The following is a 13465-nucleotide window of genomic DNA, read 5'->3' as shown; positions in this document are numbered from 1 at the left end:
TTATCGATGAACTTTTATGCTTTTCATAATTCTCAAGAAGAAGCCTTCAGAGCTCCTTTTGGAGCAGTAGAAGAAGGGGCGGAAGTAGCTCTTAGCATTATCACGGAAGGCTGTCAGACTGTATTTTTAGAGCTTGTTCATTTCACCGGGTATTCCGAAAGAATAATGATGACAAAAGCTGATTATAAAGAGCTTGCAGATGATTCTAGGACCATTAATCTAGGGAATGACAGGGAGCTTTGCCTGTGGAGGACAGAGGTAGTCCTCCAAGATACTGGGATTGCTCACTATTATTTTGTTATAGAAGATAATAAAAGGATCCTTTATTATGGGAATAATAATGAAAAGCTAGGGGGAGAGGGAACTCTTACAGAGGAGAAGCCAATTCCTTTTCAGATTACAGTATATAGGCCCTTTGATATTCCTGCTTGGTACAGAGAGGGGATAATATATCAGATTTTTGTGGATAGATTTTTTAATGGCAATGAGGATGGAAGGATAGATAACCCTAAGAAAAACAGCTTTCTTTATGGCACCTGGGAGGATGAACCCATGTATATTAAGAATTCTAAAGAGGAAGTGGTAAGATGGGACTTCTTTGGAGGGAATCTTAAGGGGGTTATTAAAAAGCTTCCTTATCTCAAGGAGCTAGGAGTTACCTGTATTTATCTAAATCCTATCTTTGAAGCAGCCAGCAACCATAAATATGATGCTGCAGATTATAAAAAGATCGACCCTATGTTTGGTGATGATGATATATTTAAGGAGCTCTGTACTAAGGCGGGAGACCTAGGGATGAAAATAGTTTTAGATGGAGTCTTCAGCCATACGGGAGCCGACAGCATATACTTCAACAGATACGGAAATTATAATTCCCTGGGAGCCTACCAATCAGAGGATTCTCCTTATTACAGCTGGTATCAGTTTAGAAAGCATCCTGATGAATATAAGTGCTGGTGGGGCTTTAAAAATCATCCTGATGTCAATGAGCTGAATAATGATTATATGAATTTTATAATAAAGGATAAGGATTCAGTTGTTTCCAAGTGGATGTCCTTAGGAGCCTCAGGCTGGAGGCTAGATGTAGCTGATGAGCTTCCTGATGAATTTATTAAGGCTTTGAGAAAGAAGGTAAAGGCTCTTAATAAAGAAGGAGTTTTAATTGGAGAGGTCTGGGAGGATGCCTCCAACAAGGTAGCTTACGATGTAAAAAGGGAATATTTCTTCGGTGAGGAATTAGACTCTGTGACTAACTATCCCTTTAAGGATGCCCTTTTGGGCTTCTTGAGAGGAGATATCTCCTCGGAATATATGAGGCGTAAGCTCATGAGCCTCTATGAGAACTATCCTAAGGAGGTCTTCTACTCCACCATGAATCTCATAGGAACCCATGATACAGAAAGGGTTCTTACCCTCCTGGAGGAAAGAAATCATGAAAAGGGAAAGGAACTTCTGAAGATGGCAATAGCCTTTCAGATGACCTTCCCAGGGGTGCCCCTAATATATTATGGTGATGAAGCTGGTATGAGGGGCGGAAGAGATCCTAAAAATAGAGCCACCTATCCTTGGGGGAAAGAGGACCAGGAGATGCTTCACTATTATAGAAAGCTTACGGGACTTAGGAAAGAGCTGGATATATTAAAGAAGGGGAGTCTTACCTTTATTGATACAGAGGAGGATGTTGTCGCCTTTTGTAGGGAGTATCAAGGAGAGAAGCTGATTACGGCAATTAACAGAAGTGGTGAAGCAAGAAGACTTGTTATAAATACAGACTCACCTTATCCAGAGCTTAGGGATCTTGTATCTGGAGAAGAGCTTTATATTGATTTCACGGGCTCTTTATTAATAGAGCGTTATGGGATTAAGATAATTAAGGTCAATTAATATTTTACTCTTTAGGACCTTATCATAAGTAATAAAAGGTTAATAAAGCATGGTAGTTGCTCTTTAGAGCAGGATACCATGCTTTTTTTCTCGGCATAATTTTAAAAAGAAAAGTTTAAATTTTAAAAAGCAATTTTTAAATTTTAAAAAGCATCCACTTACAGGTGTTTAAAGCATATTTTATCTCAAAAATTCTTTCTGTTCCTCCTGTGGTGGTGGAGCAGCGATAAATCATCATGGGATTACCGCAGAGTTTTTCTAAGGATTTGTAAATAATGCGATTTATCTTTATAACCACATACTCCTCTTCCTTATTCTCATATCTAAAGCGTATTGGATGAATATTTCCTTCCTTGTCAGTCCAGCTTACCACTTCAATAGGCTTTGCTACTACCTTCACCTATAACAACTCCTTTAAAAGCTTACTATAAGATACTTGTCATAACAGGATAATCCTCTTCTCCTACTCCTCCTGTCATGGGCTTTATACCCGAATGGAGAAAGCTGCAGCGCACCAGGGAATAGGTTCCGAAGCGCTGCCTTATTTCATCGATGGTTTTATCCAGGAGCTGCTGCTTTTCTATGTCTCTTTTTGAAAAAAGGGATATCTGGCAGAGATCATTACTGCAGAGTTCGGAAACCCTTACACCTAGCTTTCTTATAGGGTGTCCTGTCCAGAGCTCATCGAAGAGCTCTTGAGCGATTCTTGCGATTTCCTCCGTAGAATCTGTAGGAGTATGGAGCTTTCTCTGATGACCTCCACCCAAGAGATCACTGCCTCTTATATGAACTGCAACCAGTCGGCAGCAGTTTTCAGAATCTCTAAGACGCATCCCTAAGGACTCAGAAAGGGATAGGAGTATCATGTGAGCCTCTCTTCTGCTTTCCACATCATAGGCTATGGTGGTGGAAGCGCCCATACCCTTCATTGCTATGTGATTAGACTCTGTCACTGGAGATTCCTCTATGCCATTGGCATAATCCCAAAGCATGAGGCCAAAGCTTTTTAGCTTAATATAAATAAGCTCTCTGTCATAATTAGCTAAATCTCCAATAGTAAATATATTAAGCTTATGAAGCTTAGGAGCTGTTGCCCTTCCAACCATATACAGCTCTTCTACAGGGAGAGGCCACATCTTACAAGTTATTTCTTCAGGGAAAAGAGTATGAACTCTATCGGGTTTTTTGAAATCTGAGGCCATCTTCGCTAGAAGCTTATTGGAGGATATACCGATATTTACTGTAAAGCCAAGCTCCCTCTTAATTCTATCCTTTATAATATGAGCAAGCTCCACCTCATCCTCATATAAATTATCCATATGGGAAAAATCCAAAAAGCATTCATCTACAGAAAATCTCTGAACCTTAGGTGTATATTCCTTTAAGATGCTCACCATGGCGTTGCTGCAGGTTATATATAAGGAATAGTTGGGAGCTACCACCGTGAGATGAGGACATTTCTCATAGGCAGAGTGAAGGGTTTCCCCCGTGGAAATCTTATATTTTTTGGCTGGCAGAGATTTTGCCAGTATTATACCGTGGCGGGTCTCAGGATTGCCTCCCACTGCTGAAGGAATCTCTCTAAGGTCTATCGGCTCACCCATCTGGAGTCTATATGCGGCTTCCCAGGATAAGTAGGCAGAGTTTACATCTATGTGGAAAATTATCCTACCTCTTCTCATCAAAGTCACCTCTTTTTCAATTTAGAATTTAAAATTAAGGATTAGTATCTAAATTTAAAGTTTAAGATTAAAATAAAAATTTAAAATTTATGATTTAGATTTTAAAGTTAGGAATAAAATAAGTTCTATAAATAATTACATTATAACGAACATATGTTCGATTGTAAAGCCCCAGAATAAAACTTACTTAAAGTCAATATAAAGTTTTATGCTGAGATGCTAATTGTAATATAGGTGTTAAATTACTAAATTATTTAATTTTATGAAACTAATTGTAAATAAGCACTATTTAAGGTAAATAAATGATAGAATATTCTTAATGTAGTTTTAAGATACAAAGGAGGAAGTCAAATGGAGAAGAGACGGGAAAGATTTGAAGAAGGTGATATTAAAAGCAAAGCACCCAAAGCCTCAAAAAAGAAGGAAAAAATTCAAAGGAATTATTCTGACTACCTTTTGGTTTCCGATATGGATGGAACTCTTTTAAACAATCAAGGTCTTGTAAGCAGTGAAAATATAGAGGCCATAAAGAAGTTTCAGAGCATGGGGGGACGATTTACCCTGGCTACGGGAAGACCTCAATCTTTTACCTGGAGAGTTCTAGAAAGCATCACCTTAGATGCTCCTGCGATACTTTACAACGGAGCGGTGATTTATGATTTTAAAGAGGATAAGGTCCTATGGGAAAAGGTATTTCAAGAGGATATAAAGGATTTGGTCAGAAAGCTTTATGATAAATTTCCAGAGGTGGGCATAGGAATAAGCTGTGGTGATAAATACTTCATACTTAGACATTCAGAAAATACTTTAAGAACTCAGAGAGAAGAAAAAATAACCTATTATTCTGCAGATGAGAACTTTGTTAAGGAGCATGAAAATATAGAGCTTTTGGCTGATGCCTGGGAAAGACCCTGGAATAAGGTGCTTATTTCAGATACTACAGGTAATCTAAGAGAAGTTGAGAGATTTATAGTAGACAATTATAAGAAGGCTAGCATTACTACCGGAGGCTTAGAATCTCTAGAAATAGGCCCAGAAGGAGTTTCTAAGGGAGAAGCTTTAAAATTCTTGGCCAAGGAGATGAACATTTCCCTAGATAAAATTATTGCTGTAGGAGATAATCTCAATGATGTGGAGATGCTTAAAACAGCAGGCCATAGCTTTGCAGTAGCCAACTGCAGGGAGGAGCTTAAGGACTGTGCTGATTATGTAATCTGCAGCAATGAAGAGCATGCTTTAGTGGAGCTTACAGACTGGATATTAAAGAAGCTGTAGTGTAAAGAAAATACGAGAATTAGTAATATTATCATCCCTCTCAGCATAATAGATAATAGGGGTGATAACTATGATAAGAACAGTAGTATGTGAAAAGGAAGGCTGCAGTGGAAACAGCTTCTCTATTTCCATGGAGGAGGGGAAGCTCATCCTTTGGTGCACAGAATGTAAAGAAAAATATACCTATGATTTTTCTGAGGATTATTTGCTTATGTCTTGCTGCACTCAGTGTAATAACGATACCTTTAAGGTTTTTAGAAACATAAATAGCAGCAGTGTTTACTGTAAGTGCACTAAATGTGGGAATCCTCCTCATAAGCTATATACAGATGAGAGTGGTGTTCAGATTACCTATGAACAAAAAAAACTGGAAGAGCTTAAGGGAGTTTTATACAGGATAAACGAAAGGCTAGATAATTTAGAAAACAAAGCTGATGTATTGAGTGCTGATCAGTTAATTATGCAACAATCTCTTGGATATATTTCAGAATTTGTACAAAAATCCTTATAATTACAGAAGAAAAACTTTTTAGAATTTATTACAAGGATTCTTGCTAGCTCTTGAAAATAGCGGTTTTCAAGGGTTGGTTTTTTTGTAAAATCATAGATTTTAAAATTTATATTCTCAGAAAAAATGCAATATTTCTTGTTGTTACTTTCACAAACACTTGTTATAATATATTTTGAAATCATAATATATATTATTTATTATATTATTTAAACTTACAGAAAAATAAAAGATTAGAAAGATGGAGGTGTTTTTTATGGCTAAAAAAGAGATTATAGCCATGATCCTCGCAGGGGGACAAGGCTCTAGACTAGGAGTTCTAACAAAAAAGATAGCAAAGCCTGCCGTACCTTTTGGGGGAAAGTATAGAATAATTGATTTTGCCTTAAGCAATTGTTCTAATTCAGGTATTTACACCGTAGGGGTGCTTACCCAGTATCAGCCTCTTGAGCTTAATGCTCATATAGGTATAGGGAGCCCATGGGATTTAGATAGAAGAGACGGTGGAGTGTACGTATTGCCTCCATATCAAAGTGAAAATCGAGCAGACTGGTATAAAGGAACGGCCCATGCTATTTATCAAAATAGCTATTTTATAGACAACCAGGACCCAGAATATGTGCTTGTACTTTCAGGAGACCATGTTTATAAGATGGATTATACTAAAATGCTCAAGGCACACAAAGAGAGTAAGGCTGATGCAACTATAGCGGTATTTGAGGTTAGCTTAGAGGAAGCAAGCCGTTTTGGAATTATGAATACCAAAGAGGATAACCTTATTTATGAATTTGAAGAAAAGCCAGCAAAACCAAAAAGCACAAAGGCTTCCATGGGAGTTTATATATTCAACTGGAAGGAGCTTAGAAAGTACTTAAAAGAGGATGCTGCAGATAAAAACTCCAGCAATGACTTCGGTAAAAACATCATACCAAAGATGCTTAATGATGGTAAAAAGCTATTAGCTTATCCATTCCAGGGCTATTGGAAGGATGTAGGAACTACAGAAAGTCTTTGGGAAGCAAACATGGATCTTTTAAGAGATGATAATGAGCTTAATATCCATGATTTAAACTGGAGAATATACTCTGTAAATCCATCACAGCCAGCTCAATATATAGGACCTGAGGCTGAGGTTACAAGCTCCTTGGTGGTTGAAGGCTGTGTTATAAATGGTAACGTAGGAAATTCCGTATTATTTCCAGGAGTTCAGATAGGTAAGAATTCAAGGGTTACAAACTCAGTTTTAATGCCTAATGTAAAAATAGGAGATAATGTAGTTATAGATAAGGCAATTATAGGACCTGATGCGGTGATAAGAAGAGACTGTACTATAGGAAATGGTGAGTCTATAGCTGTTATACCAGCTAAGGAAGAGTTAAAGTCAGGAACTGTAGTAGAGGAAGCCTATAACAGGAAGAGGGGGGAATAACTAATGCTTAATAATTATATGGGAATAATTAACCTGGACGAAAATGAAGATGATATAATGGAGCTTACGGTTAGGAGACCCCTGGCTTCAGTGCCTATAGCAGGAAGATATAGAATAATAGATTTTATATTATCAAATATGACCAATGCAGGAATTGAGAATATAGGAATATTTGCAAAGAATAATTCTCGTTCTCTTATGGATCACATAAGCAATGGACGTCCTTGGGACCTAAATAGAAAGAAATATGGCTTAAGACTTTTTAACTTCAGCACACAGTCCCCAGAGAGCAATGATATGGAAGCTTTCATGGAAAACCTAGATTTCTTAAAGCTATCTAATCAGGAATATGTGATTATGGCACCTTCCTATATGATATATAATATAGACTTTACAGAAGCAGCAAGAGCTCATGAGGAAAGCGGTAACGATATAACAATTCTTTATAAGAAGGTAAACAACGCTGATAAGGCTTTTAAAGGCTGCGAGTCCTTAAATATTAATGAAGAAGGAAGAGTCTTAAGCGTAGGAAGAAATGTAGGGGATAAGAAAACTCTTAATGTAGGGATGGAAACCTATATATTAAAAAGAGAGCTTTTCATAGAAATGGTTAGCTACTGCATAAGAACAGGCTACTGCAGAAAGTTTAAGACAGGAATATATACAAGCCTTGAGAGATATAAGGTAGGTACCTATGAATTTAAAGGATATTTAAGCTGTGTTAATTCCTTGGAAAAATACTTTGATACTAACATGGACTTTTTAAATCCTAAAATCAATGCAGAGCTGTTCTCTCAAACAAGACCTATAATGACAAAGTCTAAGGACGAGGCTCCTACAAAGTATACTAAGAATAGTAAGGTTATAAACTCCATCGTAGCTAATGGTTCTATAATAGATGGACATGTTGAGAACTGTGTAATCTCCAGAAGAGTTAAAATAGGAGCTAATACAGTACTTAAAAATTGTATAATTCTTCAGGCTACCGATGTAGGGGATGATTCTCACTTAAGCTATGTAATAACTGATAAGAATGTTTCCATAGAAGGTGGTAAGGAGTTAAAAGGAGATCCAGAATATCCTTTAGTAATCCTTAAAAAGAAAAACTTTCAAAATTAAATAAAAAGCTATAAAATAGTCCCTATAGAGATACTTTATAGGGATTTATTTTTTATAATGAGGCGAATCTATCTTAAAAAAGGGTTGGTGTTATATGAATATTTTATATGCTGTAGCAGAGGCTTATCCTTTTGTTCATACAGGAGGCTTGGGAGAGGTGGCTTATGCTCTACCTAAGGCTTTGAGGGAAATGGGAGAAGATATAAGAGTTATACTTCCTTTTTATAATTTTAAGGATGAAAGCATAAGAAGAAGAAAGAAGCTTGCAGACTATGAGACTTATATCGGCTGGAGGAAGGTTCCCTGCACCTTAAGCATCCTGGAGCTTGAAGGTATGACCTATTATTTTATAGAGAACCCTTATTATTTTCACAGAGAAGGGCCCTACGGCTATTATGATGATGGAGAAAGATTTATATACTTTTCTAAGGCTGTCTTAGAAGGGATAAAGTATCTTAAGGACTTCGTGCCAGATATTCTTCATTGTAATGATTGGCACACAGCTCTTATGATTTCCTTAAAGGATGCCTATTATGGAGGAGTAGAGCCATATAGCTCCATTAAAACCTTATATACTATTCATAATATGCTCTTTCAGGGAAACTATGGAAGAGAAGTCATGGATATGCTTGGACTTCCAGAAGAGAAATATTATACGGAGGATTTCTTTAAGCATCATGGTGGCATTTCCTTTATGAAGGGAGCCCTTGTTTCTGCGGACATTATTAATACCGTTAGCAAAAGCTATTCTAAGGAGATCACTAAAGCTTATTATGCTTATGGGCTGGAAGAGATAATAAAAAAGAGAAAAAAGGATGTCTACGGGATACTTAACGGGATAGATTATGAGGACTACAATCCTGAAAAGAATGATGAATTGTATTTTAATTATTCTGAAGGGGATCTGGAGGGAAAGGTTCAAAATAAGCTAAGGCTTCAGCAAGAGCTGGGCCTTGAGATAGGAGAGGATATACCCCTAATTGCCATAATAAGCAGGCTTTCCTCTCAAAAAGGAATTGACCTCATTGAAGAGCTCATGCCGGATTTTATGAAGGAGAGGCTGCAGCTCATAGTGGTAGGTGGCGGCAGTGAAAGCTATGAAAGCATGTTTAAGTATTATTCTTCAAAATATCCAGAGAAGGTTGCAGTGAGGTTTCCTTTTAATAGGAGCTTCTCTAAGAAGGCTTATGCTTCTTCTGATATGCTTCTCATGCCTTCTCAGTTTGAGGCCTGCGGCATAGGACAGCTGATAGCCATGCGCTATGGAACTGTTCCTATAGTAAGAAAGGTGGGAGGTCTCAAGGATACTGTAAAGAGCTATAATCCGTATAGAAACACCGGTAATGGCTTTGTATTTACAGAATATAATAGCCAGGAGCTTTTCCACGAGATAAAGAGAGCTCTCAGGTACTATAAGGACAGGGAGCTTTGGAAGAAAATTATTTCTAAAAATATGCAGCTTAATCACACCTGGGAAGCCTCTGCAAAAGAGTATATAAACCTTTATAAAATACTTTTAAAAAAAAGTAAATAAGAGCTTTAATAAGTATATGAATAAATATTCAAAAAAATAAAAAATGTAAACGGTTGACAAAATGTTAACATGACCTTACAATATAAGTATGTGATGATAGTTTTTGGATGTGGAATCAATAATATTGACATAAAAAAATACGCTTTTCCACAGGGAAAGACTTCGCTGTAAGATTATCTAAGGCTTAGGCAACAGAGCACTGAAGTTTTCAGTGCTTTATTTTTTTGAAATGAGTAGCCTTGAAGGGGGAATATAAGGGTAAAATTAGGGGACAGGCTTTGTATTTAGGAATCGGAATTTTATTTTTTTATTTACATGTGATAAAATAAATTTTTTATGAAAACAAGGGAGGCTTTCTTTTATGAAAACCAGATTTAAACCTTCACGTAGATCGGTTTTATTAAGTTTAGTTTTGATTACAGGTCTTATATTTTTAACCACAGGCTTTGCATCTGAGGCAGCAGTGGAGAATGCTAGTGGCAAGTATGGTACGATTTGGGCGTTAATACCTCCTGTGGTAGCTATTCTGCTTGCTCTTATTACTAAAGAGGTGTATTCTTCTTTATTTATCGGTATAGTTTTTGGTGCTCTTCTTTATGCAGACTGGAATCCTATAAAGGCTTTAGTTCATGTTATAGAGCTTATAACCACAGAGATAGGTGCCAATGGAGGAATAATTATATTCTTAGTGACCATCGGAATAATAGTAGCAATGATGCAGGTTACTGGCTGTTCCGCAGCCTATGGAAACTGGGCATCAAGGAAAATAAAAAATAAAACAGGGGCTCTTATAAGCACCACCTTTATGGGCCTTGCTTTCTTTATAGACGATTATTTTAACTGTCTTACCACTGGAAATGTTATGAGACCAGTGACAGATAAGTTTAAGGTAAGTAGAGCAAGACTTGCCTACAACATAGACTGTACAGCAGCTCCTATATGTATAATAGCTCCTATATCCAGCTGGGCAGCAGCAGTTTCTTCTTACATACCAGCAGAATCTGGACTTAATGGCTTTACGATATTTGTACAAGCTATTCCTTACAATTACTATGCACTCTTAACTATTGTAATGCTATTTACCCTTGCATTATTAAAGTTTGATTTTGGCCCTATGAAGAAGTACGAACTGCTAGCGGAGCAGGAGGGAGATATATATGGTGGTACTGGGGACTTATATGCTCATGCAGAAGTGCCTGTAGAAAATCCTAAGGGTAAGGTTATAGATATGTTTGTTCCTATTATAGCCCTTATTATCAGCTGTATAGGCGGTCTTTTATATACTGGAGGCTTCTTTGATGGGGCATCAGTAGTTGAGGCCTTCAGCAATACTGACTCCTTCATGGCATTAGCTATTGGTGGTACTATAGCCCTCTTCATTACAATAATATATTATTTTATGAGAAGAATAATATCCATGAAGGAATTTACAGAGGCTATACCTAATGGTACTACCTTAATGGTACCAGCTATGCTTATTTTAACCTTCTCCTGGGCTCTCAGCACCGTTTGTCGTACAAGCCTTGGAGCTACCTTATTTGTAGAGACAGCCATGCAGGGTGCGACCTTCAATATGAACTTTTTACCAGTGATTTTATATGTATTAGCTACCTTTATCTCCTTTGCTACAGGAACAGCTTGGGGAACCTTTGGTATATTAATACCTATAACAGTAGCAATATTTGGTTATGAGATGACTCCACTTGCTCTAGTAAGTATTTCTGCTTCTTTAGCAGGATCTGTTACAGGAGACCACTGCTCTCCGATTTCTGAAACGGCTATCATGTCCTCTACGGCGGCAAGGGTAGACTTTATGATGCACGTGGTAACTCAGCTGCCATATGCTGTTTTTGTTGCAGCTTTCTCTGCTGTAGGCTTCTTTATAGCTGGATTTATACAGAATCCATGGATTTGTTTAGCTATAATGATACCTCTTATGGTAGGAACACTTTGGGGAATTAAAATGCTTACACAAAGAAATAAAAGTGAGGCTCCAGAAGCTGAAGAAGTAGCTTAATTTTAGTATTCATACAGCCTTGATTGATATCTATAAAATCAATCAAGGCTGTTTTATTTATAAATAATTAAAAAATATAGTTTATATTAATAATTATTCTTTATTTTGGAAATATTGTGATATAATTGTTGTAAAAGTGTTAATAGAACATGATAATAATTGAAGATGTTATATTAAGGAGGATGTTTATGAGTAGTAATTGGAGTCTTAAGGAGCTTTATGAATCCTTTGAAGCTGAGAGCTTTAAAAAGGATATGGAGAGTCTTGATGGTTTTGTAGATAGATATAACGAAATGTCAGTATATCTTACTAAAAGCTATGAGAATACCACAGAGAAGCTGGAGGAATATATAAAGAGAACAATAGAGAGACATAATCTATTTTCTAGATTAGGAGCTTTTATTCATCTCACTCTCAGCACTGATAGCAGAAATGAAGAAGCCTTAAAGTATTCTGATAAGCTAGATGTTAAGATGAGCCATATGGCTGAGGCTGATGCCAAGCTTCAGGGATGGATAGGAAATATTCCTGACATAGAAGACTGTATCCACAAATCAGAGGTTTTAAAGGAGCATGCTTTTATTCTTAGAGAGCTTGCCTTCATGAGTAAATATCTTTTGTCAGAAAAGGAAGAGGCTGTGATAGCAAAGCTTCAAAACACTGGCTCTAATAGCTGGCAGAAGCTTAAGGATGTACTTATATCCAATTTAATGGTTGAGATGGAGACGGAGGAAGGACGCAAGGAGCTTCCTATTTCCGTAGTTAGAAATCTTGCTTACGAAGGAGATGGAGAGGTTAGAAAAAGAGCTTATGAAGCAGAGCTTGCCGCCTATAAAAAGATTGAGGATGGTATGGCTGCAGCCCTAAATGGTATTAAGGGTGAAGCTATTACTCTTTCAGAGCTTAGAGGCTATAAGTCACCCCTTCATCAGACTCTTGTAACCTCCAGAATGGATGAGGAAGCCTTAGAGGCGATGCTCACAGCAATGAAGGAAAGCCTTCCAATCTTCAGAAGATATATGAGAACTAAAGGAGAGCTGTTAGGACATAAAAATGGTCTTCCCTTCTATGAGCTCTTTGCTCCTATGGGTGAGCTAACCATGGAGTTTTCCTATGAGAAATCCGCAGAGTTTATAACAAATAATTTTAGAACCTTTAGCGATAACCTGGCAGACTTTGCAAAAATGGCTATAGATAAAAGCTGGATAGATGTATATCCTAAGGAAGGAAAGCAGGGGGGAGCCTTCTGCAGCAACCTTCATGTAATAGGTGAAAGCAGATTCCTATTAAATCATGGAGATACCTTCAGTGATGCCATTACCATGGCTCATGAGCTAGGACATGGCTTCCATGGACACTGCTTAAAGGATGAAAGTCCACTGAATTCTGGTTATCCAATGCCCCTGGCAGAAACCGCTTCTACCTTCTGTGAAACCATAGTTAAAAAAGCAGTCATCAAGGATGTAACTCCTGAGGGTGCCTTTATAATCTTGGAATCAGAAATCAGCGATAGCAATCAGATAATAGTAGATATTTATTCTCGTTTCCTTTTTGAAAGGGAAGTGTTTAATAGGAGAAAGGAAGGCACCTTGAGCTCTAAGGAGCTGAAGGAAATAATGCTGTGGGCTCAGAAGGAAGCTTATGGAGATGGCTTAGATACTGAGTACATGCATCCTTATATGTGGGCCTGCAAGACCCATTACTACTTTCCTAGCAGACATTTTTATAACTTCCCCTATGCCTTTGGACTTCTATTTGCAAAGGGATTATATGCTGAATACCTTAAGAGGGGAGACTCCTTCCCTAAGGCTTATGAAGAGCTCCTTTCTATCACCGGCAAGAGCAATATCGCTGATGTAACCAAGGTAATGGGGATTGATATCCATGATGTAGACTTCTGGAGAGGCTCCTTAGCTATTATCCAGGAGGATGTAGAGGAATTCTTGAGGCTCAGTGAGGAAAAGCTTTCAAAGAAATAGTGAATAAGAAAACAGCATCTTTTAAAGGTGCTGTTTTT

General features: G+C 37.4%; 10 protein-coding genes. 8 read left to right on the top strand and 2 right to left on the bottom strand.

The annotated features are described in order from the left end of the window. The first annotated feature begins 6 nt into the window (after nucleotides 1-6). Complete coding sequence (locus tag ACPWSR_RS05385) at nucleotides 7-1884, top strand: alpha-amylase family glycosyl hydrolase (protein ID WP_426350676.1); 1878 nt, start codon at nucleotides 7-9, stop codon at nucleotides 1882-1884. 136 nt (nucleotides 1885-2020) lie between these two features. Here the strand turns inward: ACPWSR_RS05385 and ACPWSR_RS05380 are convergent, their stop codons facing one another. Together ACPWSR_RS05380 and ACPWSR_RS05375 are read right to left on the bottom strand one after the other, a co-directional pair. Further along, nucleotides 2021-2284: a hypothetical protein gene (locus ACPWSR_RS05380; RefSeq protein WP_426350675.1), complete on the bottom strand. Its 264-nt coding sequence runs from the start codon at nucleotides 2282-2284 to the stop codon at nucleotides 2021-2023. Nucleotides 2285-2309: 25 nt separating this feature from the next. Next, complete coding sequence (locus tag ACPWSR_RS05375; protein ID WP_426350674.1) at nucleotides 2310-3566, bottom strand: DNA polymerase Y family protein; 1257 nt, start codon at nucleotides 3564-3566, stop codon at nucleotides 2310-2312. A gap of 351 nt (nucleotides 3567-3917) precedes the next feature. Here ACPWSR_RS05375 and ACPWSR_RS05370 point away from each other — a divergent pair, with 351 nt between their 5' ends. From ACPWSR_RS05370 to ACPWSR_RS05340, 7 genes are all read left to right on the top strand, one after another. After that, nucleotides 3918-4841, top strand: coding sequence for a Cof-type HAD-IIB family hydrolase (locus ACPWSR_RS05370; RefSeq protein ID WP_426350673.1), 924 nt, complete (start codon nucleotides 3918-3920; stop codon nucleotides 4839-4841). Between the two features lie 70 nt (nucleotides 4842-4911). Next, entirely contained in the window at nucleotides 4912-5352 is a 441-nt protein-coding gene (locus ACPWSR_RS05365) for a hypothetical protein (RefSeq protein WP_426350672.1), read from the top strand. 253 nt (nucleotides 5353-5605) lie between these two features. Further along, entirely contained in the window at nucleotides 5606-6778 is a 1173-nt protein-coding gene (locus ACPWSR_RS05360) for a glucose-1-phosphate adenylyltransferase (protein ID WP_426350671.1), read from the top strand. Between the two features lie 3 nt (nucleotides 6779-6781). Further along, nucleotides 6782-7897 carry a glucose-1-phosphate adenylyltransferase subunit GlgD gene (gene glgD / locus ACPWSR_RS05355; protein ID WP_426350670.1) on the top strand — a complete coding sequence of 372 codons (1116 nt, stop codon included), beginning with the start codon at nucleotides 6782-6784 and terminating at the stop codon, nucleotides 7895-7897. Nucleotides 7898-7991: 94 nt separating this feature from the next. Next, entirely contained in the window at nucleotides 7992-9431 is a 1440-nt protein-coding gene (locus ACPWSR_RS05350) for a glycogen synthase (protein ID WP_426350669.1), read from the top strand. 361 nt (nucleotides 9432-9792) lie between these two features. After that, nucleotides 9793-11448 (top strand): Na+/H+ antiporter NhaC family protein, encoded by a 1656-nt coding sequence (locus tag ACPWSR_RS05345; protein ID WP_426350668.1) that lies wholly within the window; start codon nucleotides 9793-9795, stop codon nucleotides 11446-11448. A 188-nt stretch (nucleotides 11449-11636) separates the two neighbouring features. Then, complete coding sequence (locus ACPWSR_RS05340; RefSeq protein WP_426350667.1) at nucleotides 11637-13427, top strand: M3 family oligoendopeptidase; 1791 nt, start codon at nucleotides 11637-11639, stop codon at nucleotides 13425-13427. Nucleotides 13428-13465 lie beyond the last annotated feature (38 nt).

This window comes from Alloiococcus sp. CFN-8 (assembly GCF_049943125.1).
Classification (GTDB): domain Bacteria; phylum Bacillota; class Clostridia; order Clostridiales; family Clostridiaceae; genus JAEXZL01.
Note: the sequence above shows the minus strand (reverse complement) of the source record. Positions and strands in the feature narration are given on the sequence as shown.